The following is a 25778-nucleotide window of genomic DNA, read 5'->3' on the forward strand; positions in this document are numbered from 1 at the left end:
GGTGACCCCGCAGGCGGCGCGGGGGGGTCAGATCACTTTCGCTTCGTTCTTGAGCTTGTCCACCAGCGTGGCGACATCGGGCACCTTGATGCCGGCGCCGCGCTTCGGGGGTTCGGTCACCTTCAAGGTCTTCAGGCGCGGAGCAACGTCCACCCCCAGGTCTTCGGGTTTGACCGTCTCCAGGGGCTTCTTCTTGGCCTTCATGATGTTGGGCAGCGTCACGTAGCGCGGCTCGTTCAGGCGCAGGTCGGTGGTCACCACCGCCGGCAGCGTGATTTCCAGGGTTTCCAGGCCGCCGTCGATTTCGCGCGTGACCTGGGCTTTGTCGCCAGCGACTTCGACCTTGGAGGCGAAGGTGGCCTGGGGCAGGTCCGCCAGCGCCGCCAGCATCTGGCCGGTCTGGTTGGCGTCGTCGTCAATGGCTTGCTTGCCCAGGATCACCAGGCCGGGCTGTTCCTTGTCGACCAGGGCCTTGAGCAGCTTGGCCACCGCCAGGGGTTGCAGGTCAAGCTCGGCCGGGGTCTCGACCAGAATCGCGCGGTCGGCACCGATGGCCATGGCCGTGCGCAGCGTCTCCTGGCACTGGGCCACGCCGCAGGAGACGGCGATCACTTCCGTGGCCACGCCTTTTTCTTTCAGGCGCACCGCCTCTTCCACCGCGATCTCGTCGAACGGGTTCATGCTCATCTTCACGTTGGCGATGTCCACGCCGCTGCCGTCACTCTTGACGCGCACTTTCACGTTGTAGTCCACCACGCGTTTGACGGGGACGATGACCTTCATGTTGACTTGCTCCTGTTTCGATACTGGTTGTGGCGATGCCTGTGGCACCGGCGAATTGACGTGCGCGTCAACACCGATTGTAGGGGGACCGACTGCCGCACCTCGGAGAAACCGGCTACTTTCGCGGGAGAAAATAGAACGATCGTGCTTTTTTCCGATTATAAGAGACAAGTGGCCCGCGTGATTGCGTTCAGTGGCCGACCAGTGCGCCGCCTCGACGGCATAACCCGGCACACCCTGAGTCCGTAAGTCTGGCGCCAGTCACGGCGCTTCTGATCCGGTACGCCGATTGCTTGCACCGCCCGGCTTCCGCCTCCTACCCCTCCCTCCATGCTCTACCCCCTTGACCGATGGCTGCGCTGGTCATCCGGCCTGTTGTCCGCCACCGCCCTGTTCACCTTCCTGTGCCTGACACTGTTCGACGCAGCGGGGCGCAGGGGGTTGGGTGCACCGTTCCCGGGAGCCGCTGAACTGGGTGCCCTGCTGATGGTGCTGGTGGTGTTCTCGGCCTTGCCACTGGTGTCGGTGCATGGTGAGCCCATCACCGCCCCACACATCCGCCTGCCCATCTGGCTGCGCCCCGTGATGGACCGGCTGGTCCACCTCGCCAGCGCCGTCACCTTCGCGGCCCTGGCCGTCCTCCTGGTCCGCCAGACCCCTTTGCCAATGGAACCAGCGCTCCCTCTTCAGCTCGCCTTGACACCGCTGACCCGGTTCATGGCCGGCTGGCTGCTGCTGACCGCCGGGGTCCACGCCGTGCGGATGTTCTGCCCCCCTGCGCGCCCGTTGCCCGATGCGGCCAACGGCCCTGCACCATGAGTCTCGCCCTCTCGGGATGGCTGACCCTGCTGCTGCTCAGCCGCTGCGGGGTGCCCGTGGCCATGGCCATGGTGATGACCGGGGTGGCAGGCCTGGCGCTGATCACGCCCGGGGCGCTGCCGGAGCAGATCGGTCTGGTGCTGATGGGCACGTCACTGAATCCCTTGATCGCCGCCATCGCGCTGTTCAGCCTCATGGGACATCTGTGTCAACGAGCGGGACTGGCCGACGACCTGTACGCCGCCATCGCTGGCCGTCTGGGCCACCGGCCCGGCGGCCTCGCCCTGGCCGGCGTTCTCGCCTCGGGGGCTTTCGGTGGTCTCTGCGGGTCTTCCATGACCACCGCCCTCGCCACCTCGGCGACCGCCTATCCCCGGATGCAGGCCGAGGGCTATCGCGAGAGCCTGGCCACTGGCGCCCTGGCATCGGGCAGCGCCATCGCCAGCCTGTGGCCGCCTTCATCGACCCTGCTGCTTTACGCCCTGGTCACCGGCACATCCCCCTACGCGCTGTTCACGGCGGCGCTCGTGCCTGGCCTGCTGGCGCTGGCGGGCCTGTGTGTCACGGTAGTGATCCTCGTCTGGCGCGACCCTTCCGCTGGGCCAGCACTGCCCGGCCTGCCGGCCACGTTGGCGCAGACCATGCGGTCATTGCTGACGCCGCTGGTCCTGCTCGTGCTGCCCATGGGCGGCCTGCTCAGCCGCACGTTCAGCCCGGTCGAAGCGGCGGCACTGGGCGCGGCGGCAGCGCTGCTGCTGGCCTCCTGGCGGAGGCGCATGACGCCGCGGGGGCTCATGGAGTGCCTGCTGGAAAGCGTGCAGACCACGGCCGTGCTCTTCACCTTCGCGGTGGGCAGCCTGTGGCTGATGGCGTTTCTGGCCGCCACCGGCCTGCCCGACTGGCTGGCCGACACCGTGTCGGCAGCCGCCAGCCCGACGGCGGCGGCCTTGCTGGTGGCCTTGCTGACCGCATTCGCCCTGTGCTGGCTGCGCCATCCCCTGGCCGAAGCTCTGGCCGGTCTGGGCCTGCTGGTCCCTGCGATGACCGCTGCCGGCGCTCACCCGGTCTGGCTGGGCGTGCTGTTCGCCACCTGGGTGGCCTTGGGTTCGGTCCTCTCGCCGGGTCGCCCGGTTCCGGCAGTGCTGCAGCGCCGATGGCCGGGCATGAGCCAGGTCGCCTTGCAACAGGGCCTGCGGCCTTTTGCCCTGTCCCTGGCCCTGCTGGGTTTCTGGCTGCTGGCCTGCCCATGGCTCGCGCTGTACCTGCCAGCCCTGCGGGCGTGAAGCTCAGCCAGGTCGCGCCGGCGCGTCAATCACCTTGGTCGTCACCACGCGCTGCGGGTACGGAATGTCGATGCCGTGTTCGCGGAACGCGGCCAGGATGGCAAGGTTGATGCCCGAGCGCAGGCCGAGCTGGCCGTTTTCGGGGTCGGCCATCCAGTACCCCAGCGTGAACTCCAGGCCATCGGCGCCGAAAGCCGACAGCGCTGCGCTCGGCCCGGGGTCGCGCAGCACGCGCGGCTGGCTCAGCGCAGCCTCGACCAGCAGGCGCCGCACCAGGTCGACATCGCTGTCGTAGCCCACCGAAACCACGGTGGACTGCCACACGCGCGGGTCGGCCAGCGAGAGGTTTTCGACCCGGTTGGTGATCAGCATTTCGTTCGGCACGATGGCTTCGCGCCCCGAGCCGGAGCGCACCAGGGTGTAGCGCGTCTTGATGTCGGTGATACGGCCTTCGAAATCGCTGACCCGCACGTTGTCGCCAATCCGCATGCTGCGCTCGGCCAGGATCACGAAGCCGCTGACGTAGTTGGCGGCCAAGCGCTGCAGCCCAAGGCCGATACCGACCCCCAGCGCCCCGCCGAACACCGACAGCGCCGTCAGATCGATACCGACCGCCGACAACGCAATGATCAGCCCCATGAACAGCAGCAACGCCCGCGTCGCGTTGCTCAGCGCCTTGCGCAGCGAGAGGTCACCACCCACCGCCGTGCGCAGCAGCCGCGCCTCGATGACCGAAGACAGCCACAGCGCCAGGATCAGCACGCCGCTGGCGGTCACCACCCCTTCCACCAGGGTTCGCAGACTGATGGTGCTGGTGCCGAGCTTCCAGGTGATCTGCTCCATTTCTTCCAGCACCAGCGGCAACAGCCCGCTGACCCAGAGCACCATCGAGCCCCAGGCCATCCAGGACAGGGTGCGCTCGAGCACCCGCACCCAGGGCGCGGCCGGATAGGCCAGTTGCAGCACCTTGACCCCCACGCGGATGATCACCAGCGAAACCAGCACGGGCATCGCGACCCGGAACACCGCCAGCGGCAGGTGGGCGATGAGGGCCGCGCGGGCCATGTAGCCGAAGAGCAGCCAGAGCATCGGGAACAGCGCGCCGTCCACGATGCGGCGCCCGAACAGCACGGAATTGCGGCTTTCCCGCTCGGACAGGGCGCCGCGCAGCACGCGCGCGAGCCCCCAGGCAAGCAGCGCGCAAACCGCCAGCGCAGCCAGTTCGATCAGCACCGTGGGTTGTCCAAAGGCCAGCAACCAGCCCTGCAGGTCGTCGATGGGGCGCGGTGCCAGCATGGGCGAATCGGTCATGGGCATGGGCGTTCTCAGGATTTCCAGGCCGGCGCGCGCTTGTCGATGAAGGCCTGCACACCTTCCTGCGCCACGGCGTGCATCATGTTGCAGGCCATGGTCTGACCCGCGAGTTGGTAGGCCGACTCCAGGCCGGTTTCAAGCTGGCGGTAGAACAGCCCCTTGCCCATGGCCAGGGCCTCACGCGGCTTGCCCAGCAGGCGGACCACCAGCCGTTCCACTTCCGCCGCCAGATCATCGGCCGCCACCACGCGGTTGACCAGGCCGCGCTCCCGGGCCTGCTCGGCACTGATGAAGTCGCCCGTGAGCAGCATTTCCATCGCCTGTTTGGTGCCCATGTTGCGCGACAGTGCCACCCCGGGCGTGGCGCAGAACAGGCCCACGTCGATGCCGTTCACGCCAAACGTGGCACCATCGGCCGCGACCGCGAGATCGCATTGCGCCACCAGTTGGCAGCCGGCCGCGGTGGCCAGCGCATGGACCTGCGCGATCACGGGCACTTCCAGCTTGCGGATCGTCAGCATCAGGCGCGAACAGGTGGCAAACAGGGCTTGGTAATAGGCCAGTTCGGGCCGAGCCCGCATCTCCTTGAGGTCGTGCCCGGCACAGAAAGCACGGCCACTGGCGGCCAGTACCACGGCCCGCGCCTGCGGATCGGCCGCCACCGCGTCCAGCGCCCGCTGCAGCGCTGCCATCATGGCCTCGGACAGGGCGTTGAAGGCACGCGGGTTGTTCAGGGTCAGGGTGTGCACGCCCCGCGAATCGCGGGTGTGCAGCAGGATGTCGTCGTTCATGCGTTCGGTTTCCACGGCAGACAGAGAAACGGCGCCCGATGCCCGCCGGCGCTCAGACTCCGGCCAGCACCCGCAGGTGGGCCTCGACGCTGCGCGCCAGCGCGCTCAGCGAATAGCCACCCTCCAGGCAACTGACGATGCGCCCTCCGGCATGGCGGCGCGCCACCTCCATCAGCCGCTCGGTGATCCAGATGTAGTCGTTCTCGACCAGGCCCAGTTGGCCCATGTCGTCTTCGCGGTGCGCGTCGAAGCCCGCGCTGATGAACAGCATCTGGGGCCGGTGGGCATCCAGGCGCGACAACCACATCATGTCGATCAGCTCCCGGATCTCCATGCCCCGGGTGTAGGCCGGCACCGGCAGGTTCACCAGGTTGGGCGCGTTCGAGTGCTCGCATTCCGGGTAGAACGGGTGCTGGTAGAAGCTGCACATGAGGATGCGATCGTCGCCGGCCACGATGTCTTCGGTGCCGTTGCCATGGTGCACATCGAAGTCGATGATGGCCACGCGCTTGAGGCCGTGCCGCTCCAGCGCGTACTTGGCCGCCACCGCCACGTTGTTGACGAAGCAGAAGCCCATCGCCTTGTCGCGCATGGCATGGTGGCCGGGCGGCCGGACGGCGCAGAAGGCGTTGGCCAGTTCGCCGGCGATCACCGCGTCGGTGGCATCGATGGCGGCACCCGCTGACGCCAGGATGGCGTTCCAGGAATGCACGTTGACCGAGGTGTCGGTATCGATGTGCGCATGCGGAGGCCCCCCGGCATTGATGTCCGCCTTCAACGCTTCACACAACCCGCGCAAGGCCGCCAGATGCATGCGCCCGTGCGCCAGTTCCAGGTCGGCCAGCGGCGCTGGCGTGGCCTCACGGCGCTCCAGCGCGGCGTCCAGCCCGGTGATGAGGATGCGGTCTTCGATGGCGTCCAGCCGCTGGGGGCATTCCGGGTGACCGGCCCCCATCTCATGACGCCAGCAATCCTTGTGGGTGTAGTAGCCCGTTGCTTGTCCCATGGTCGTTTTCAGGTAAGGTTGGCAGCCATGACCGCCAACGACAACATCCGCAATCTCCTGAGCCAGCTTAACACGGTGATTGTGGGCAAAACAGCGCAGGTGGCCGACTGTGTGGCCTGCCTGCTGGCGGGCGGCCACCTGCTGATCGAAGACGTGCCCGGCGTGGGCAAAACCACCCTGGCGCATGCCCTGGCGCGCAGCTTCGGCCTGCAGTTTGCCCGGGTGCAGTTCACCGCCGACCTGATGCCGGCCGACCTGGTGGGCCTGTCGATCTACGAACGCGGACGCGAAGGTTTTGTCTTTCATCCGGGGCCAGTGTTCGCCCAGGTGCTGCTGGCCGACGAGATCAACCGCGCCAGCCCCAAGACCCAGAGCGCGCTGCTCGAAGCCATGGAAGAAAAGCAGGTGACGGTGGAAGGCGAAACGCGCCCGCTGCCCGAGCCGTTTTTCGTCATCGCCACGCAGAACCCGCAGGATCAGCTGGGCACCTACGCCCTGCCCGAATCGCAGCTCGACCGCTTCCACATGCGGCTGTCGCTGGGCTATCCCGATCGCGCCGCCGAACGGGCCTTGCTCAGGGGCGAAGACCGGCGCGAACTGCTGAACCGCCTACCGCCCGTGCTGACCCCGGCGGAGCTGGCCCGGCTGCAGCAGCAGGTGCTGGCGGTGCACGCGGCCGATCCGGTGCTGGATTACCTGCAGGATCTGGTCAACGCCACCCGCAGCGGCCGCTGGTTCGTCCAGGGTCTGTCGCCGCGGGCGGCACTCGCCGTGATGCGGGCCGCCAAGGCGCAGGCCTTCCTGCAAGGGCGCGACTATGTGGCCCCCGACGACATCGCGGCCATCCTGCCGCAGACCACGGCGCACCGGCTGGTGCCGGTCAGCGACGCCGGGCGCGGCGCCCTCGAACAGGTGCGTGCCATGATCGAGGCGGTCCCCCTGCCGTGAAGCTGCCCCGGCCTGCCTGGCGGGCGCGCCTGCGCGCCTGGTTCCACGAACGCCTGCCGCGTACCGACACGCTGACGCTGACGCAGCGCAAGGTCTACATCCTGCCCACCCGGGCCGGCGGCATGCTGGCCCTGACGCTGGTGCTGCTGCTGATCGGCAGCATCAACTACCAGCTCAACCTGGGCTACCTGCTGACCTTCCTGCTGGCCGGCTGCGCCGCCGTCGCCATGCACGTGACCCACAGCAACCTGCGCGGACTGACCCTGCACCTGCAACCGCCCGCCGCGGTGCACGCCGGCCAGGCGGCGCTGCTGGACATCCGCCTGACCAACGACCGCCGCAGCCCGCGCCCCGGCATCGCGCTGGGCGTGAGCGACGACGCCACCCGCGACCATTGGGCCTGGATCGACGTGCCGGCCCAGGGCAGCGCCCAGCTCCAGGTGGCCTGGCCCACCCCCGCACGCGGCTGGCAGCCGCTGCCGGCCCTGACCGCGATCACCCTGTTTCCCCTCGGCACTTTCCGCGTCTGGACGGTCTGGCGGCCGGCGTCGCCCGTGCTCGTCTACCCGGCGCCCGAAGCCCATCCCCCGCCATTGCCACCCAGCCTGCCCCAGCCCGGCCAGAGTGGCAGCACCCACGCCCAGCCGGCCGGCGAATTCGACGGCGTGCGGGCCTACCGGCGTGGCGACCCGCTGAAAACCGTGGTCTGGAAAAAAGCCGCCCAGTCGTTTGCGGCCGGCCGCAACGACCTCGTCAGCCGCGACGCCCAGACCAGCCAGCAGCACCAGCTGTGGCTGGACAGCGAGCAGTGCGGCGCGGCCGGTCTCGAAGCCCGCCTCTCGCGCCTGACCGCCTGGGTGCTGCTGGCCGACCGCCTGGGGCTGGACTACGGCCTGCGCATCCCCGGCCGGGAAATCCCCCCAGGCCAGGGCACCCCCCACCGCAACCGTTGCCTGGAGGCGCTGGCGCTGTGCTGAAACTGCTTCCCCGCGACACCCGGGATACGCTTTTCATCCTGGCCGTCATCGGCTGGATCGTTCTCATGCAGGTGCCCCACCTGCCCTGGTGGACCTCCACCATTGCCGCCGGCGTGCTGGTCTGGCGCGCGGTACTGACCTGGTACCAGCGCCCCCTGCCACGCTGGACCTGGCGCGTCTTGTTGCTCGCACTGATTCTGGGCGCGACCTGGTGGACGCACCGCACACTTCTGGGGCGCGATGCCGGCGTCACGCTGATCGTGACCCTGCTGGCGCTCAAGACGCTGGAACTGCGCGCCCGCCGCGACGCCTTCGTCGTCTTCTTCCTGGGCTTCTTCACGCTGCTGACGCACTTCTTCTACTCGCAGTCGTTGCTCACAGCGGCAGGCATCCTCATCGCCCTGCTCGGTCTGCTGACGGCCCTGGTCAATGCGCACCTGCCGGTGGGCCGTCCGCCGCTGTGGCAATCGGCCCGCACGGCCGGCGGCATGGCGCTGCTCGGCGCCCCGATCATGCTCGTGCTGTTCCTGCTGTTTCCGCGCATGGCACCACTCTGGGGCATGCCGAACGACGCCATGACGGGGCGCAGCGGCCTGTCGGGCGAGATGCGGGTCGGCGAGGTCGCCAGCCTGGCGCTCAACGACGACATCGCCTTCCGCATCCGCTTTGACGGCCGGCCGCCCCCCCAGCAGGCGCTCTATTTCCGCGGCCCGGTGCTCAGCGACTTCGACGGCCAACGCTGGCGCGCGCTGCGCATGCCCTTCCCGGCCCGAACCCCGGCCGCCGCCGATCTGCAGGTCAGCGGCCCGCCCGTGCGTTACGAGGTGACGCTCGAACCCCACCAGCGCCCCTGGCTGTTCGTGCTGGAGGCCACGCCCGAAGCCCCCACCCTGGAAGGCGACCAGGCCCGCATGCTGCACAGCCTGCAATGGGTCACCGAACGCCCCATCATGGAACGGCTGCGCTACCGGGCAGAAAGCTACCCCGATTTCCGCCACGGCCCCCTGCAGGCCAGCTTAGGGCTGCAAGCCTTTGTCGAGCTGCCTCCCGGCTACAACCCGCGCACCCTGGCCTGGGCCCAGACGCTGCGCGAACAAGTGGGCAAGGGCCCCGACTTCAGCCGCCGCGCCGTGGCCGCCGTGATGGACCACCTGCGCACGGGCGGCTACACCTACACCCTGGAACCGGGGGTTTACGGCACCCACACGGCCGATGAATTCTGGTTCGACCGCAAGGCCGGCTTCTGCGAGCACATCGCCTCCAGCTTCGTGATCCTGATGCGCGCGCTGGACATTCCGGCCCGCATCGTCACGGGCTACCAGGGCGGCGAGATCAACACCGTGGACGGCTACTTCACGGTGCGCCAGCGCGATGCCCATGCCTGGGCCGAGGTCTGGGAATCCGGCCGCGGCTGGGTGCGCGTGGACCCGACCAGCGCGGTCGCGCCCGGTCGCACCGGCAGCTTCGACCGCCTGCTGGCCCCCGAAAACGCCTTCACTGGCGCGCTGCGCAGTCTCAACCCCACCCTGGCCGCCCAGTGGCGCAACATGTGGGAAGCGGTCAACAACCGCTGGAACCAGTGGGTGCTCAACTACACCCAGGGCCGCCAGCTCGACCTGCTGCGCCAGCTCGGCTTCAAGACCCCGAACTGGCAGGATCTCGTGACGGTGCTCGCCGGCCTGCTGGTGCTGGTGTCGCTGGCCGGCGCCGGCTGGCAGCTCTGGGAACGCCAGCAGCATGACCCCTGGCTGCGCCTGCTGCGCCAACTGCGCCAGCGCCTGCAGCGGCTGGGGCTGGAAACGGCCGACCACATGCCCCCGCGCACCATCGCCCAGCTGGTGGCGCGGCATTTTGGCGACACCGATTTCAGCCGCAGCGTGACGCAATGGCTGATGCGCCTGGAGGCCTTGCGCTATGCCCCGCAGAGCGCGGACTCGCTCGGTACACTGCGCCAGGCCTACCGCCAGATCGTCTGGCCTTCCCGGGCCCCCGACTGATGCCAACCCTGTCCGCTTCCCTGCCCCCCTTTCCCGCCTGGCGACCGGCCCAGGCCGGCCTGCTGGCCCTGCTGCTGACGCTCACCGGTCAAACTTCGCAGGCGCAGGCGCAGGCGCAGACGCCGCGCGGCAGCGCCGGCAAGACACCGGTGGCCGCACCCGCCGCGACCTTCACCTACGACCACCACGAAGCCGCCATGGCCTTCGCGGACGACCTGGCCCAGCGCCGCGGCCTCGACCCCGCCTGGGTGCGGGCGCAGATCGGCGCCGCGCAGCGCCTGCCCGGTGCGATCCGCCTGGTGCAGCCGGCGCCCGGCGGCACGCCCAAGAACTGGGCCGCCTACCGGGCGCGCTTCATCGAACCGGTGCGCCTGCGCGCGGGCCAGGCCTTCTGGCTCGCTCACCGCGAAACCCTGGCACGGGCCGAGCAGACCTATGGCGTGCCCGCCAGCCTGATCGTCGGCGTGATCGGTGTCGAATCGCTCTACGGCCAGCACACCGGCACCTTCCGCGTGATCGACGCGCTCACCACCCTGGCCTTCGACTTCCCGCCCCAGCACCCGCGCGCTGCGGCGCGGACCGAGTTCTTCCGCAGCGAGCTGGAACAGTTCCTGAGTCTGACCCAGCGCACGGGCATGGACCCGCAAGCCCTGCTCGGCAGCTACGCAGGGGCCATGGGCTGGCCGCAGTTCATGCCCAGCAGCTGGGCGCGCTACGCCATCGACTTCGACGGCGATGGCCGCATCGATCTGTTCAACAGCCCGGCGGACGTGATCGGCTCGGTGGCCCACTACTTCCAGGCCTTTGGCTGGCAGCCCGGCCTGCCCACGCACTACCCGGTGCGTTTCGACGACAGCCGGCTGGACCTGTCCACCCTGCTTGCTCCCGACATCCTGCCCAGCTTCAGCCTCGACAGCTTCGCGGCCAAGGGCGCGCTGGTCGACGTCGGCGCGGCCCGCCACACCGGCAAGCTGGCGCTGGTGGAACTGGAGAATGGCCAAGCCCCACGCAGCTACGTGGCCGGCACCGAGAATTTCTACGTCGTCACCCGCTACAACTGGAGCAGCTACTACGCGCTGGCCGTGATCGAGCTGGGGCAGGCGATCGAAGCGTCGCTGCCGCCGCCGTGAACCTGGCGCCGGCTCCGCGACTCCATAGCTTCAAGCCGAACTTTCTGCGCCATGTTGATGGACCGACTCAAGCGCCTTCTGCCCCGACCTGAACAGCTCCAGCACAACCGCTGGCTGCGCTGGATGGGCCCCGCCCTGCTGCAGCCCCGCCTGTGGCGATTCAGCCGCCGGGGCACCTCCATCGGCCTGGCGCTCGGCGTGTTCTTCGGCCTGCTGATCCCCCTGGCGCAGATTCCCTGCTCCGCCGCCGCGGCGATCGTCCTGCGCGCCAACCTGCCCGCCGCCATGGCCAGCACCCTGGTGACCAACCCGGTCACCTTCGGCCCCATTTATTACGCCGCCTACCGCCTTGGCCGCTGGATGCTGGGCGATCCGGCCCACGCCGACGACGAGATTCCGCCCATGGATGTGCCGCTGGAAGCGGCCGACCCGTCCGGCACCGGATGGCTGTCGGCCCTGGGCGCCGTGGTCGACTACGCCTCCACGGTGGGCAAACCGCTGGTCCTGGGGCTGGCGGTGCTGGCCTGTGCCTGCGGGCTGCTCACGTACTGGCTCAGCAGCGCCGTACTCGCCTGGCGCGTGCGCCGCCAGCGCCATGCCCGCGTCTCGGCCCGCCTGGGCACGGCCAAAGCCTGACCCCCTCGTTGCCCGCCCAAAAGCACCGGGGCCCTCAAGGGGCCCCGGTGGCATTCGCGGACGATCGGCGCCCGGCGCTCAGTGCGTCGGCACCAGGAAGTCCTGGCTGATGCGCCAGCCGAGATCGTTGACGCGGTCCAGGAACTGGGTCAGGAACGCATGCAGGCCGGTGGCCAGAATTTCGTCGATGCGCGCGAACTGCAGGTCGGCGCGCAGCTTGCCGGCCCGGCGCTGGGTTTCCTGCGAATGGTCGTTGCCCACCACCGCCAGGTTGTTGACCACTTCGTTGAGGCTGGCCGCCAGGCTGCGGGGCATGTCGGGCCGGATGATCAGCAGCTCGGCCACCCGCTCGGGCGTGATCACGTCGCGGTAGACCTTGCGGTAGACCTCGAAGGCCGAGACCGACCGCAGGATCGCGCTCCAGTGGTAGAAGTCGTACTCTTGGTCTTCCTCACTGGCGGCGCCGAAGAAGTCGCTCTGCACGGCGTGGAACTTCACGTCCAGCAGCCGTGCGGTGTTGTCCGAGCGCTCCAGGAAGGTGCCCATGCGGTAGAAGTGGAAAGCCTCGTCCTGCAGCATGGTGCCGATGGCCACGCCGCGCGAAAGGTGCGAGCGGAATTTCACCCACTCGAAGAACTCGCTCGGGTCGCGCTCGAAACCGGTGCTCTTGAGCACGCGGGTCAGCTCCAGCCAGGTCTGGTTCTGGGTCTCCCACAGTTCCGTGGTCAGCGCGCCGCGCACCGCACGGGCGTTCTCGCGCGCCGCGCGCAGGCAGGAGATGATGGACGAGGGGTTGTTCTCGTCGCGCACCATGAAGTCGAGCACGTTGCGCGGCGTCATGCCATCTTCGCCATACTTGGCCCGGAATGCCGGCATGAGCTCGCTGATGGTCAGCAGGCCTTCCCAGCCCACCTGCGCCACGGCGGCCGACTGCGGCAGCAGCGAGGTCTGGTAGTTGACATCGAGCATGCGCGCGGTGTTCTCGGCCCGCTCGGTGTAGCGGGACATCCAGAAAAGGTGATCGGCGGTACGCGAGAGCATGCTTCAGTTCTCCAGGATCCAGGTATCTTTTGTGCCACCACCCTGTGACGAGTTCACGACCAGGGAGCCCTCCTTGAGCGCCACCCGGGTCAACCCGCCGGGCACCATCTGCACCTCTTTGCCGCTGAGCACGAAGGGCCGCAGGTCGATGTGGCGCGGGGCGATGCCGCTCTTGACGTAGGTCGGGCAGGTCGAGAGGCTGAGCGTCGGCTGGGCGATGTAGCCCTCCGGCTTGGCCACCACGGCCTGGCGGAATTCCTCGATCTCGGCCGCGGTGGCCGCCGGGCCGACCAGCATGCCGTAGCCCCCGGCGCCGTGCACTTCCTTGACCACCAGGTCCTTGAGGTGGGCGAGGATGTACTTGAGGTCTTCCGGGTCGCGGCCCATGAAGGTGGGCACGTTGTTCAGGATCGGTTTCTGGCCGAGGTAGAAGTCGATCATCTTCGGCACGTAGGGGTAGATCGACTTGTCGTCGGCCACGCCGGTGCCGATGGCGTTGCAGATGGCCACGTTGCCGGCGCGGTAGGCGCTGAGCAGGCCGGCGCACCCCAGCGTGGAATTGGGGCGGAACACCAGCGGATCGAGGAAATCATCGTCCACGCGGCGGTAGATCACGTCCACGCGCTTGGGGCCGCGCGTGGTGCGCATGTAGACGAAGTTGTCCTTGACGAACAGGTCCTGGCCCTCGACCAGTTCCACGCCCATCTGCTGCGCCAGGAAGGCGTGCTCGAAATAGGCGCTGTTGTACATGCCGGGCGTGAGCACCACCACCGTGGGCTCGGCCGTGGTGGCCGGGCTGACCGCGCGCAGTGTTTCGAGCAGCAGGTCGGGGTAGTGCGCCACGGGCGCCACGCGGTTTTCGGTGAACAGCTCGGGGAACAGCCGCATCATCATCTTGCGGTCTTCGAGCATGTAAGAAACGCCCGAGGGCACGCGCAGGTTGTCTTCGAGCACGTAGTACTCGGCCTCGGTGCCGTCACCGCCGGGCACCGGCGCGCGCACGATGTCGATACCGGAGATGTGGGAATAGATCTGCTGGGGCACGTCCACGCCCATCATCTCGGGGCGGAACTGCGCGTTCTGGAAAATCTGGTCGGCCGGGATGATGCCGGCCTTGATGATTTCCTGGTCGTGGTAGACGTCGTGGATGAAACGGTTGAGCGCCGTGACGCGCTGGACCAGGCCCTCTTCCATGCGCCGCCATTCGTGCGCGGGAATCACACGCGGAATCAGGTCGAAGGGAATCAGGCGTTCCGTGCCGGAGCCGTCTTCGTCCTTGGCTCCGTACACGGCAAAGGTGATGCCGACGCGGCGGAAGATCATTTCCGCCTCTTCGCGCCGGGAGAGCATCACCTCTTCCGGTTGTTCCGACAGCCACCGAGCGTATTTCAGGTAGTGGGCCCGAACCTCGCTGGGCGAGGCGTTCATTTCGTCAAACATCGGTCGGCTCATGGGCTTTTTCTCCTGACCACAGCATAGCAAGGACCGGGCCAGCCGCAAGCTACCACCCCCATGCCGAGGGCCTTCGCGTCGAAAAGTGGACAGGCGCGTGGCCACCGCGCGCCAGCGCCTTCGCACCGCCTCAACCCGCGTCCCCTTCCGGCACAGCCGTGGCGCCCGCCGGATCGGTCGGCTCCGCGCGGTACTGCCAGTAGCGGGGTGCCCGGGCGCGCTCGCAGGCCACGCCGTCGGGGTGGTCGCTGCGCCAGGTGATGGCGCCGCATTCGGGCGTGGCCGCCCAGCGGATGCCCCGGGCCCGGTAGCGGTCGAGCACCTCGGGCGCCGGGTGCCCGAACCGGTTGCGATAACCGGCCTGCACCAGCACCCAGGCGGGCCGCAGCGTGTTCAGCAGCACCGGGCTCGATGAGCTGCGGCTGCCGTGGTGGGGAGCCAGCAGCACGTCGGCCCGCAAGGACGGCCGGGCCAGCGCCAGGCGGGTTTCCTGCGCGGCATCCAGGTCACCGGCCAGCAGCGCGGCCTGGCGGCCATTGCTCACGAGCAGCACACAGGACAGCGCGTTGGAAGACAAAGACCGCCCCCCGGCCGGATCGCCATAGAGCGCAGCCCGCGGGTGCAGAACCTCGAACACCACCCCGTCCCATTCCCAGCGCTGGCCGGCTTCGCAGCGCGGATGCGGTGCCGCCGACGAAAGCCACTGCGCCGCCGGCCAGGCCCGGGCCAGCGAGGCCGCCCCGCCGGCGTGATCGCTGTCGCCGTGGCTGACCACCACCCGTTCGGGCTGCTCGCCCAGCGCGCGGAGCGTGGGCAGGATGACCAGGTCGCCGGCATCGCTGCCCGGCGAATAACGCGGCCCGGTGTCGTAGAGCAGGCTGTGCGAGGCCGTGCGCACCAGCACCGCGCCGCCCTGGCCCACGTCCAGCGCCAGCAGTTCGAATCCGCCCGGCGCCGGGCGGGCCGGCGCCCAGGTCAGCGCCGGCCACAGCAGCAGGCAACCCGCCAGGCGCAACCAGGGCGGCCAGCGCAACACCAGCAGCACGCCACCGGCCACAGCCGCCAGCGCCAGGGGCCAGGGCACCATGGGCCGGTACACCACCGCCCAGGACCAACCCGCCAGCCACTGCAGCCAGAGGTCGAGGATCTGCACACCCCAGGCCGCCAGCGACCACAGGGGCGGCAGCCCCACACCGAGCAGCGCCAGGGGCGTGACCAGCAGGGTCACCCACGGAATCGCGACCAGGTTGGCCAGCAGGCCCGCGACCGAGAACTGCCCGAAAAGCAGCAGCGTCAGCGGGGCGAGCGCCACCGTCATGACGGCCTGCTCGCGCACCAGCGTCCCCACCCGCCGGGCAGCCGCGCGCCAGCCCCCGGTGTTCGCATCGTTCGGCCCGGCGCGGCGCCCGCCGGCCGGGTCGGTGGCAAAAAGCACGGCCACCGCCACGAAGCTCAGCCAGAAACCCGGCTGCATCAGCGCCATCGGGTCCATCAGCAGGACCAGCACCATCACCGTCAGCCAGGTCACCGGCCAGGGCCATTGCCGCCCCAGCAGGCGCAGGCCGACCACGATCGCCAGCATCAGCACCGTGCGCTGGGCCGGCACGCCCCAGCCTGAGAACACCGCATACCCCCAGGCCAGCGCCAAGCCGCCGAGGCCACTGGCCACCGGCGCCGACACCGCCAGCAACACCTGGGGACGCCAGCGCGCCAGGCGGCGCCAGAGTGCCCCGATCAACAGCGTCGCCAGCCAGGCAAACACCGTCACGTGCAGGCCCGAAATGCTCATGAGGTGGGCGACACCCGTGGCCCGGAACAGGGCCCAGTCATTGCGGTCGATGGCGCTCTGCTCACCCACCACCAGGGCCGCCAGCACCCCCGCGCGGCGCGGGTCGGGCACGGCGTCTGCGATGCGCCCGGCCACCGCCTGCCGGGCCACAGCCACCGGGTGCCACGCGCCGCCAGGCAAGGGCTGCGGCGCTTCGACCCGGGCGCCGGTGCGCACGTACCCCGTGGCCCCGATGCCGCGTTCCCACAACCAGCGCTCGCGGTCGAACCCATGGGGGTTGGCCGCCCCGTGCGGGCTGCGCAGCCGCACCGTCAGGCGCCAGCGGTCGCCGACGCGCAGATCGGGCGCCGGCACCGGCTCCGTCGGGTACCAGGTCAGCAGCAGGCGCTCGGGCAGCACCAATGCGCGGGCATCCCCGGCAGGCGTGGCCGACTCGACCAGCAGCACGAAGCGCGGCCCGCGCTCACCGCGCTGTGGCAGCCCTTCGATCTGCCCCGTGACCCGAATATCCTGTCCCTGCAGGGACGGATCGAGCCGCTGCGCTTCCTGCGCCAGCGCCCGCCACCCGGTCCAGCCGAACGCGAGCGCCGCGGCGGCGATCATGCTCACCACGATCAGCACCTGGCGGCGATACCGGCGCACCGGCACACGCGCCCAGCCGCGCAACGCGGCCAGCCCCAACACGCCACCCAGCGCCGCCGCGGCCCAGATTCCGACCGGGTTCAGCGACGCCTGCTGAAGCTGGACCCAGACACCCAGCACCCCCGCCAGCGCGGCCAGGGGCCAGACGGCCATCCACCGCAAGGCCGGCCCCTAGTGCAGGGTCGGCCATCTCGACCGGCAGGTAACACGCCCGGCTGTCACGCCGGCATGCGATGATGGCGCGGGACTTGCTAGGGTGCGTAAGCACCGTGGCAGCCTCCGGAAATTCTGCGGTGTCATCGTTGTTCTCCCTGTTGAAAGCCCGAGCATGGCCATCCACGTTGCCCTGAGCCACATCACCCATTATCGGTACGACCGCCTGGTCAAACTCGGCCCGCAGGTCGTGCGTCTGCGCCCCGCCCCCCACAGCCGCACCAAGGTGCTGTCGTACTCGCAGAAGATCGAGCCCGGTAACCACTTCATCAACTGGCAGCAGGACCCCTTCGCCAACTACCAGGCCCGCCTGGTCTTCCCCGAACCCACCACCGAATTCAAGGTCACCATCGACCTCGTGGTCGAAATGGCGGTCTACAACCCGTTCGATTTCTTCCTCGAACCGCGCGCCGAAACCTTCCCGTTCACCTACGACGAGGCGCAGAAGCAGGAACTGGCACCCTACCTTGCGGCCGCGCCGCTCACGCCGCTGCTCAAGCGGTACCTGGACGAAACCGACCGCAACGAGCAGCGCACGATCGACTTCCTGGTGGCGATCAACCAGCGCCTGCAGCGCGACATCGCCTACACCATCCGCATGGAGCCGGGCGTGCAAACGCCCGAAGAGACCCTCACGCTCAAGAGCGGCTCCTGCCGCGATTCCGGCTGGCTGCTGGTGCAACTGCTGCGCCACCTGGGCCTGGCCGCGCGCTTCGTCTCGGGCTACCTGATCCAGCTCGCCCCCGACGTCAAGGCCATCGACGGCCCCAGCGGCCCCGAAGTCGATTTCACCGACCTGCACGCCTGGTGCGAAGTCTTCCTGCCCGGTGCCGGCTGGATCGGCCTCGATCCCACCTCCGGCCTGCTCGCCGGCGAAGGCCACATCCCGCTGGCCTGCACGCCGACGCCCTCCAGCGCCGCGCCGGTGGAAGGCGCGATGGACAAGTGCGAGGTCGAGTTCGAGCACCACATGGGCGTGACGCGTGTTTACGAATCGCCACGCGTGACCAAGCCCTACACCGAAGACCAGTGGGCCGACGTGCTCAAGCTCGGCGCGCAGGTCGACGCCGATCTGATGCAGCACGACGTGCGCCTGACCCAGGGCGGCGAACCCACCTACGTGGCCACCAGCGACCGCGACGCGGCCGAATGGAACACCGACGCACTCGGCCCGACCAAACGCGGCTACGCCACCGAACTGCTGGGCCGCCTGCGCGAGCGCTATGGCGACGGCGGCTTCGTGCACATGGGCCAGGGCAAGTGGTACCCGGGCGAACAGTTGCCGCGCTGGGCGCTGTCGGTGTTCTGGCGCGCCGACGGTGAGCCGTGCTGGTTCAACCCGGCGCTGCTGGCCGACGAGCGCGACGACGCCCACTACACCGACGACGACGCCCGCCGCTTCACGCAGGCACTGGCACGCCGGCTGGGGCTGTCGACCCAGTACATCACCCCGGGCTACGAGGACACCTGGTACTACCTCTGGCGCGAGCGCCGCCTGCCGGTCAACGTCGACCCGTTCAACAGCAAGCTCGACGACGAGCTGGAGCGTGTGCGCCTGCGCCGCGTCTTCGACCAGGGCCTGGAAGCCGTGGTCGGCTACGTGCTGCCGCTGCAGGCATCGGGCCACGGCACCCTCTCCAGCAACGGCAAGAGCCAGTTCCACCGCGTCGCCGGCACCGTCTGGTCGACCGGGCCCTGGTTCTTCCGCGACGAGCGCATGTACCTGATCCCGGGCGACTCGCCCATGGGCTACCGCCTGCCGCTGGACTCGCTGCCCTGGGTCTCCAAGGGCGATTACCCCTATCACATCGAGCAGGACCCGCATTCCGCACGCGACCCGCTGCCTTCGGGCACGGCCCTGCGCCACCAGGTGCACCCGCACACCGTGGGCGGTGGTTTTGCCGAGGGTGGCACCGTTTCGCTGCAGGGCACCGACTGGTTCGAGGACGGCGAAGCCGCCGCCCTGGGCCTGCGCCCCGGCCAGCCCCTGCCGGGCGCAGCGCCGGCCCAGGCCCTGTCGGCCCGCTTCCCGCAGCGCGGCGAATCGGCCGCCTGGCTCACCCGCACCGCGCTGTGCGTGGAAGCCCGCGACCCGCAGCGCGCCAACGGCCCCAAGGCCGAAACGCACAGCGGCGGCAAGAGCCAGCATCTGTACGTGTTCATGCCCCCGCTGCCCCGCCTGGAGGACTACCTCGACCTGCTGGCCGCCATCGAAGCGACCGCCGAACGGCTGGACATGAAGGTGGTGCTCGAAGGCTACCCGCCGCCGCGCGATCCGCGTCTGAAGATGCTGCAGGTCACCCCCGACCCGGGCGTGATCGAGGTCAACATCCACCCCAGCAGCAGTTTCGACGAACTGGTCGAACGCACCGAATTCCTCTACGACGCGGCCTACCAGACGCGCCTGTGCGCCGAGAAATTCATGACCGACGGCCGCCACACCGGCACCGGCGGCGGCAACCACTTCGTGCTCGGTGGCGCCACCCCGGCCGACTCGCCCTTCCTGCGCAAACCCGAACTGCTGGGCTCGCTGATCGCGTACTGGCACAACCACCCCTCGCTGTCGTACCTGTTCTCGGGCCTGTTCATCGGCCCGACCAGCCAGGCCCCGCGCGTCGACGAGGCGCGCAACGACCAGCTCTACGAGCTGGAAATCGCGCTCAACCAGATCGAAAAGAACCGCGCCGTCTACGGCCAGGACATGCCGCCCTGGCTGGTCGACCGCACGCTGCGCAACATCCTGGTCGACGTCACCGGCAACACGCACCGCAGCGAGTTCTGCATCGACAAGCTGTTCTCGCCCGACTCGTCCACCGGGCGCCTGGGCCTGCTGGAACTGCGCGCCTTTGAAATGCCACCGCACGCCCGCATGAGCATCGCGCAGCAACTGCTGCTGCGCGCCCTCGTCGCGCGCTTCTGGCAGCAGCCCTGGACCGGCCGCCTGGCCCGCTGGGGCACCGAGCTGCACGACCGTTTCCTGCTGCCAACCTTCGTGCGCATGGACTTCGAAGACGTGCTCGCCGAGCTGGCCGACTTCGGCTACCAGTTCGACCGGGCGTGGTTCGAACCGCATTTCGAGTTCCGCTTCCCGCTGGTGGGCCAGGTGGCCGCCCGTGGCATCGAACTCACGCTGCGCAACGCGCTGGAACCCTGGCACGTGATGGGCGAAGAAGGCGCCGTCGGCGGCACCGTGCGCTACGTGGACTCGTCGCTGGAACGGCTCGAAGTCAAGGTCTCGGGCTACAACGACAGCCGCTACGTGATCACCTGCAACGGCCGCGCCCTGCCGCTGCAGCCGACCGGCACCGCCGGTGAAATGGTGGCGGGTGTGCGCTACAAGGCCTGGAACCCGCCCAGCGCGCTGCACCCGAGCATCGGCGTGCACGCCCCGCTGACCTTCGACATCGTCGACAACTGGATGCAGAAATCGCTCGGCGGCTGCCAGTACCACGTCACGCACCCGGGCGGACGCAACTACGACACCTTCCCGGTGAACGCCTACGAGGCCGAAAGCCGCCGCCTGGCACGCTTCTTCCAGATGGGCCACACCCCGGGCAAGTTGTCGGCCACCGATCCACAATCCAGCCGTGAATTCCCGTTCACGCTGGACCTGCGAACCTGAGGCGCACGCGCCGCCGGACCGTGAAGGATGCAACAGGGCCCACCCCCACCGAACACCCCTACCCCGCCGCCCACCCGGGTTCCGCGGGCATACTCCGGTGCCGTGAGCCCTGAAGCGCCCCATTCCCTTTTTGAAGACACCAGCCCCGCCCACCCCGGTGAATGGGCGCTGTCCCTCGCCCTGGCCGCCAGCCCCGGGCATCTCGACGAGATGCGCGATCCGGCTGGCGCCCTGGTGCCCGACTGGGACGACTTTTTCGGCCATGTCGGGACCGACGGCCTGGCGGACCTGAACCGCCGCGCCGACAACCTGCAGCGCCAGATCCGCGACAACGGCGTCACCTACAACGTCTACGCCGACGCCAGCGGCCTGCAACGGCCCTGGGCGCTGGACCTGTTCCCCATGCTCGTGAGCACCGAGGAATGGGCCCGGATCGAAGCCGGCGTGCAACAGCGCGCCCGCCTGCTCAACGCGGTGATGGCCGACCTGTATGGCCCGCAGACCCTGCTGCGCCAGGGCTTGCTGCCTTCGGCCCTGGTGCACGGCCACCCCGGTTACCTGCGCGCCATGCAGGGCCTGCAACCGGCCGGCGGCACCTGGCTGCACATCGTCGCGCTCGACCTCGCGCACGGCCCCGACGGCCAGTGGTGGGTGGTGGGGCAGCGCACCCAGGCGCCTTCGGGCCTGGGTTACCTGCTGGAAAACCGCATCGCGATCTCGCGCCAGTTCCCCAAGGCCTTCGCCGGCCTGAAGGTGCAGCGGCTGGCGGCCAGCTACCGCGCGCTGATGGACGGCATCAAGGCCCAGGCGCCGGAAGGCGAACACGCCCGCATTGCCCTGCTGACGCCGGGGCCGTACAACGAAACCTACTTCGAGCACGCCTACCTGGCCCGCTACCTGGGCCTGACCCTGGTCGAAGGCAACGACCTCACGGTGCGCGACCAGCGCCTGTACCTCAAGACCCTCAAAGGCCTGGAACCGGTGCACGCGCTGATCAAACGCGTCGACGACGAATGGCTCGACCCGCTGGAGCTGCGCCCCGATTCAAGCCTGGGCGTGCCGGGCCTGCTGCAGGTGCTGCGGGCTGGCAATCTGTTGCTGGCCAACGCCCCCGGCTCGGCCCCGCTGGAGTCGAGCGCAATGCTGGGTTTCCTGCCGGCCATCGGCCGGCACCTGCTGGGCGAAGAACTCAGCCTGCCCTCGCTGCCCACCTGGTGGTGCGGCGAAGACGCCGCGCTGCGCGAAGTGCTGCCCCTGCTCAAGGGCAGCGTGATCCGCCCGACCTATCCCCGCTCCGGCCTGGAAACCGTCATGGGCCAGAGCCTCGGTGCCCGCGAACTCGATGAGTGGTCGGGCCGCATGGCGCGCCACCCCGACGACTACACCGTGCAGGACTGGCTGCCGCTGTCCCAGACCCCGACCTGGACGGGTGAACACCTCATCCCCCGTTCGGCCATGCTGCGCGTGTTCGCCCTGGCCGACGGCAGTGGCGCCTGGCGCGTGCTGCCCGGCGGCCTGGTCCGGCTGGCCCCGCGTGGCCAGCTCATGGCCTCCATGCAGCGTGGGGGCAGCAGCGCCGACTGCTGGGTACGCACCGATGGCGAGGTCGACAAGACCAGCCTGCTGCAGTCGGCGCCCAGCACCCTGGCGCTGGCCCACCAGAAACGGCCCGTCACCAGCCGCGCGGCAGAAAACCTGTTCTGGCTCGGCCGCTACACCGAACGTGCGGAAAACGGCATCCGGCTTGCCCGCATCGTGCTGGACCACCTGGGAGGCGAAGAACCCAGTTCGCGCCCGCTGCTGGCCTGGCTGTCGGAGCTGGCGCGCGAACACGCGCTGGTGCTGGCCGACGTGCCTTCCGCCGAACACTCGACACGCGTGTTCGCGCGCTCGCTCATGGCCGGTCTGGCGCCCGCGCCCGACTCTCCCCTGCATGCGCGCAGCTTCAGCGTCGGCTACAACCTGCGCGCCCTCAAGAACGCGGCCGCCCAGGTGCGCGACCGGCTCTCGCCCGAACACTGGAACCTGATCGAGCGCACCGAGGCCGAGTTCGCCCACGACTGCGCCGCCATGGCGGCCGATGCCGAATACGGCACCGCCGAGGCGCTCGCCGCCCTGCACAACGCCAGCGAGCTGCTGGCCGCCATCACCGGCTCACAGACCGACCGCATGGTGCGCGACAACGGCTGGCGACTGCTTTCCGTGGGCCGGCACATCGAACGCCTGATCACGCTCGCGCGCGCGCTCGAACTCGGGCTCGAACACCGCTGCATGGAAGATCCCGCCGGGTTCGAGGCCATGGTCGCGCTGTTCGACAGCACCATCACCTTCCACGCCATGTACCAGCAGCGCCGCGACATGGTGGCCCTGATCGACCTGCTGGTCATGGACCGCGACAACCCGCGCTCGCTGGCCTGGGTGGTACAGACCCTGCGCTCGCGCCTGGCCAAGCTGTCGCAAAGCGCCACCCCGCGCGACGCCGTGCTGGCCATGGGCCTGCCCGATCCCGACATCTGGGTGCTCACCGAGCTGTGCCACTGGCAGCGGCGCGAAGAAGACGGCCAGCTCGTCTATGGCGAACTGGCACAGCTGCTCGACGGCTGCGAGCTGGCCGCTGCCGACCTGTCCAACGAAATCACCCGGCTGCACTTCAGCCACGCCGACCAGCGGCGGCGTTCGCTCGGGGCCTGACACCATGCTGCTGCGCGTCCTGCACGCCACCACCTACCGCTACCACGGCAACGTCGACCTGGCCCAGCACATGGTCCACCTCACGCCCGCCGACACCGCTTCGCAGACCCTGGTGGCCCATGCGCTGCGCATCGACCCCGAACCCGCCACCTGCACGCGCCGCGTCGACGCCTTCGGCAACCAGAGCACCTTTTTTTCGCTGCAGACCCCGCACGAAGTGCTCACCGTCGAAGCCGACAGCCTGGTGCGCACCAGCGCGCCCGCCCCCCTGCCCGACAGCCCGGCGTGGCAACGCCTGGGCTGGGAAGACGTGCGCCGTCGCTTCCATTACCGCGCCGGCGCGCCCTACGACCCAGCCTGCGAATTCCTGTTCGCCTCGCCCCACGTGCCGCGCGACGATGCCTTCGCCGATTTCGCGCGGCCGGCGTTCGCCGCCGGCCTGCCCATGCTGCAGGCCGCTCGGGCGCTCATGGAACGCATCCACACCGGGCTGACCTACGAAACCGCCAGCACCGAGGTCAATACCCCCGCGCTGCAGGCGCTGGAACAAGGCAAGGGCGTGTGCCAGGACTTCGCCCACATCATGATCGGTTGCCTGCGCAGCCTGGGCCTGCCCGCGCGCTATGTCAGCGGCTACCTGCTGACCGAACCGCCACCGGGCCGGCCGCGCCTGATCGGCGCCGATGCCTCGCACGCCTGGGTGTCGGTCTATGTGCCACTGCCGCCCGACTCCGGCGTCCGCTCCGACGACGGCGACACGCCCGAAACGGAACCGGCGCTGGGCGCCTGGTTCGACTTCGACCCCACCAACAACCGCTGCGGCTGGGGCAGCCCCGGCGAGGACTACATCACCCTGGCCACCGGGCGCGACTTCGCCGACGTCTCGCCCATGCGCGGCGTCATCCAAGGCAGCAGCGGCCATGCGCTGGACGTGGCGGTCACCGTCGCCCCACCCCAGGAGCTGGAAGCGCTGCAACAGCCCGAAGCCGGCTGAGGCGCCCCTTCAGCGCGACGGCGGGCGCGGCTTGCCCGGGCGCCGGGCGCCGCCCCGTGCCGGGCCGATCAGGCCCGCTTCGCGCAGCGCTTTCTTGCGTTCGGCCCGTTCCTTGTCGGCCTGCTGGCCGGCCTTGAGCCAGCGTGCAAACTGTTCGGGCGTTTCCAGCGTGATGCGGCCGATGTGCACGGCGCGAAAGTCGGCGATCACCAGCTCGGCCGCCTTCTGGATGTTGACCTTGCCTCCGGCGGCCAGCGCACCACGCTTGCGACCAATGGCTTCGAGCAAGGCGTCGTCCGTGGCCTGCGCCCAGGCTTCGGGTGAAAGGCCGGCCTGGTAGCGCGCCTCCATCAGCGCCGGGTAGTCCGTCTTGAGCTTGGCCAACAGCTCGTAGGCCACTTCCTCTTCGTCGTAGGCGTTCTTGCCCACTGCCCCGCTGGCGGCCAGGTTGTAGCCGCTCTCGGGCACGATGATGCGCGGCCACAGCATGCCGGGCGTGTCGTAGAGGTAGAAATCGTCGGCCAGCACGATGCGGGCTTCGGTGCGCGTGACGCCGGCCTCGTCCCCGGTCTTGGCCGCCTTGCGGCCCTTGAGCGTGTTGATCAGCGTGGACTTGCCCACGTTGGGGATGCCGCAGATCAGCACGCGCATGGGCTTGAACATGCCACCCCGGTGTGGCGCCAGCCAGTGGCAGGCGTCGATCAGCGCGCGCGCTGGCGCCGTCACGCTGGCGTCGAGCGAAATCGCCTGCGTGTCCGGCTGGGCGTTGTAGTGCGCCAGCCAGAGCGCGGTGCGCTCGGGGTCCGCCATGTCCTGCTTGTTGAGGATCTTCAGCGTCGGCTTGCCGCTGGTGAGCTGGCGCATCAGCGGGTTGGCGCTGGAGCCGGGCAGACGGGCATCGAGCATCTCGATCACCACGTCGATGGCCTTCACGCGCTCGGCGATCGCCTGGCGCGTGAGGTGCATGTGACCGGGAAACCATTGAATGCTCATGAAACGATCGCTTGAGAAAAAACCATCTGCCATTGTCCCAAAGTCCGCCCGCTTTCCGGCGCTCGCGGTTGTCCCGAGCTTCTCTGGACAACCCTGTGAATAATTCCGGGGCATGTCTGTACGGCGTGCGCAAGTGCTTGTGGCCCTAGGCTGTTCAACAACCTGCCCAAAAAACCGGCACTCGGGATCCCAAGTTGTCCACTTTTCCCTCGAAATCCGGGACAACTTTGTGCATAACCCATGACCATGTCTGTACGAACACCGTAACCCATTGATTCCAAAGGACGTTCTTTGACCTGCTTATTCAACAGGCAGTGGGAAAACACTTCCCGCAGCGACCAGATACCGCGGGAAATGCCGTGAATCCGGCAGTTTTTGCACTGCATCTGGCGGACTCGGGCGAAACCGTGCCTGCGCCGGCCGAGCGCACGCTGCTGCAATCGCTGCACGCGGCCGGGCAGGTCTGGCCTGCGTCGTGCCGCAATGGCACCTGCCGCACCTGCATCGGCCAACTGGTCCACGGTGCCGTGCGCTACAGCGTGGCCTGGCCAGGCCTGCTGCCGGAAGAAAAAGCCAGTGGTGCGGTGCTGCCCTGTGTGGCGCACCCCGCGAGCGACGTGACGCTCGCCCCGCCGGTCGACGGTTGATGCCGCCGCT

The 25778-nt window shown here is 69.1% G+C and carries 19 protein-coding genes; 11 read left to right on the plus strand and 8 right to left on the minus strand.

Annotation, left to right across the window (positions count from 1 at the left end; all coding sequences use genetic code 11):
• Nucleotides 1-27: 27 nt before the first annotated feature.
• Nucleotides 28-783: an electron transfer flavoprotein subunit beta/FixA family protein gene (locus tag QQK43_RS03395; protein WP_234263369.1), complete on the minus strand. Its 756-nt coding sequence runs from the start codon at nt 781-783 to the stop codon at nt 28-30.
• 330 nt (nt 784-1113) lie between these two features.
• Here QQK43_RS03395 and QQK43_RS03400 point away from each other — a divergent pair, with 330 nt between their 5' ends.
• On the plus strand, nt 1114-1602 hold the full coding sequence (locus tag QQK43_RS03400; RefSeq protein ID WP_284306688.1) for a TRAP transporter small permease: 489 nt from the start codon (nt 1114-1116) through the stop codon (nt 1600-1602).
• A complete protein-coding gene (locus tag QQK43_RS03405; protein ID WP_284306689.1) occupies nt 1599-2885 on the plus strand; it encodes a TRAP transporter large permease subunit in 1287 nt (428 codons plus the stop codon). The genes QQK43_RS03400 and QQK43_RS03405 overlap by 4 nt, the downstream gene beginning before the upstream one ends.
• A 3-nt stretch (nt 2886-2888) precedes the next feature.
• Here QQK43_RS03405 and QQK43_RS03410 read toward each other — a convergent pair whose 3' ends face one another.
• From QQK43_RS03410 to QQK43_RS03420, 3 genes are read right to left on the minus strand one after another with little or no spacing between them, the layout of a single operon-like run.
• Nucleotides 2889-4202, minus strand: coding sequence for a mechanosensitive ion channel family protein (locus QQK43_RS03410; protein WP_234263372.1), 1314 nt, complete (start codon nt 4200-4202; stop codon nt 2889-2891).
• 8 nt (nt 4203-4210) lie between these two features.
• Nucleotides 4211-4990 carry an enoyl-CoA hydratase gene (locus QQK43_RS03415; RefSeq protein WP_234263374.1) on the minus strand — a complete coding sequence of 260 codons (780 nt, stop codon included), beginning with the start codon at nt 4988-4990 and terminating at the stop codon, nt 4211-4213.
• Between the two features lie 52 nt (nt 4991-5042).
• A complete protein-coding gene (locus tag QQK43_RS03420) occupies nt 5043-5996 on the minus strand; it encodes a histone deacetylase family protein (RefSeq protein WP_234263375.1) in 954 nt (317 codons plus the stop codon).
• A gap of 27 nt (nt 5997-6023) precedes the next feature.
• Here QQK43_RS03420 and QQK43_RS03425 point away from each other — a divergent pair, with 27 nt between their 5' ends.
• From QQK43_RS03425 to QQK43_RS03445, 5 genes are read left to right on the plus strand one after another with little or no spacing between them, the layout of a single operon-like run.
• Entirely contained in the window at nt 6024-6944 is a 921-nt protein-coding gene (locus tag QQK43_RS03425) for an AAA family ATPase (protein WP_234263377.1), read from the plus strand.
• A complete protein-coding gene (locus QQK43_RS03430; protein WP_234263379.1) occupies nt 6941-7921 on the plus strand; it encodes a DUF58 domain-containing protein in 981 nt (326 codons plus the stop codon). The genes QQK43_RS03425 and QQK43_RS03430 overlap by 4 nt, the downstream gene beginning before the upstream one ends.
• Nucleotides 7915-9918, plus strand: a complete 2004-nt coding sequence (locus QQK43_RS03435; protein ID WP_284306690.1) for a transglutaminase TgpA family protein — start codon at nt 7915-7917, stop codon at nt 9916-9918. The genes QQK43_RS03430 and QQK43_RS03435 overlap by 7 nt, the downstream gene beginning before the upstream one ends.
• Nucleotides 9918-11048, plus strand: a complete 1131-nt coding sequence (gene mltB / locus QQK43_RS03440) for a lytic murein transglycosylase B (RefSeq protein WP_370465209.1) — start codon at nt 9918-9920, stop codon at nt 11046-11048. Before QQK43_RS03435 ends, mltB begins: the two co-directional genes overlap by 1 nt.
• A gap of 51 nt (nt 11049-11099) precedes the next feature.
• On the plus strand, nt 11100-11684 hold the full coding sequence (locus QQK43_RS03445) for a DUF2062 domain-containing protein (protein ID WP_284306691.1): 585 nt from the start codon (nt 11100-11102) through the stop codon (nt 11682-11684).
• Nucleotides 11685-11762: 78 nt separating this feature from the next.
• Here the strand turns inward: QQK43_RS03445 and QQK43_RS03450 are convergent, their stop codons facing one another.
• The 3 genes from QQK43_RS03450 to QQK43_RS03460 form a co-directional block, all read right to left on the minus strand.
• Nucleotides 11763-12725, minus strand: a complete 963-nt coding sequence (locus QQK43_RS03450; protein WP_234263384.1) for an alpha-E domain-containing protein — start codon at nt 12723-12725, stop codon at nt 11763-11765.
• Nucleotides 12726-12728: 3 nt separating this feature from the next.
• Nucleotides 12729-14177, minus strand: a complete 1449-nt coding sequence (locus QQK43_RS03455) for a circularly permuted type 2 ATP-grasp protein (protein ID WP_234263385.1) — start codon at nt 14175-14177, stop codon at nt 12729-12731.
• Nucleotides 14178-14307: 130 nt separating this feature from the next.
• Nucleotides 14308-16761 carry a DNA internalization-related competence protein ComEC/Rec2 gene (locus QQK43_RS03460; protein ID WP_284306692.1) on the minus strand — a complete coding sequence of 818 codons (2454 nt, stop codon included), beginning with the start codon at nt 16759-16761 and terminating at the stop codon, nt 14308-14310.
• Nucleotides 16762-16936: 175 nt separating this feature from the next.
• Here QQK43_RS03460 and QQK43_RS03465 point away from each other — a divergent pair, with 175 nt between their 5' ends.
• The 3 genes from QQK43_RS03465 (at nt 16937) to QQK43_RS03475 (ending at nt 24128) form a co-directional block, all read left to right on the plus strand.
• Nucleotides 16937-20443 (plus strand): transglutaminase family protein, encoded by a 3507-nt coding sequence (locus tag QQK43_RS03465; RefSeq protein WP_284306694.1) that lies wholly within the window; start codon nt 16937-16939, stop codon nt 20441-20443.
• A 102-nt stretch (nt 20444-20545) separates the two neighbouring features.
• A complete protein-coding gene (locus QQK43_RS03470) occupies nt 20546-23134 on the plus strand; it encodes a circularly permuted type 2 ATP-grasp protein (RefSeq protein WP_370465210.1) in 2589 nt (862 codons plus the stop codon).
• A gap of 4 nt (nt 23135-23138) precedes the next feature.
• Nucleotides 23139-24128 (plus strand): transglutaminase family protein, encoded by a 990-nt coding sequence (locus QQK43_RS03475; RefSeq protein ID WP_284306698.1) that lies wholly within the window; start codon nt 23139-23141, stop codon nt 24126-24128.
• Nucleotides 24129-24137: 9 nt separating this feature from the next.
• On the opposite strand, the gene ylqF is transcribed toward QQK43_RS03475, so the two are convergent.
• Nucleotides 24138-25121 (minus strand): ribosome biogenesis GTPase YlqF, encoded by a 984-nt coding sequence (gene ylqF / locus QQK43_RS03480; protein WP_284306700.1) that lies wholly within the window; start codon nt 25119-25121, stop codon nt 24138-24140.
• Between the two features lie 359 nt (nt 25122-25480).
• Between ylqF and QQK43_RS03485 the strand changes: the two genes are divergently transcribed.
• A complete protein-coding gene (locus QQK43_RS03485; protein WP_370465211.1) occupies nt 25481-25768 on the plus strand; it encodes a 2Fe-2S iron-sulfur cluster-binding protein in 288 nt (95 codons plus the stop codon).
• Nucleotides 25769-25778: the final 10 nt, after the last annotated feature.

Origin of the sequence: Hydrogenophaga electricum (assembly GCF_030160815.1) — a bacterium.
GTDB lineage: Bacteria > Pseudomonadota > Gammaproteobacteria > Burkholderiales > Burkholderiaceae_C > Hydrogenophaga > Hydrogenophaga electricum.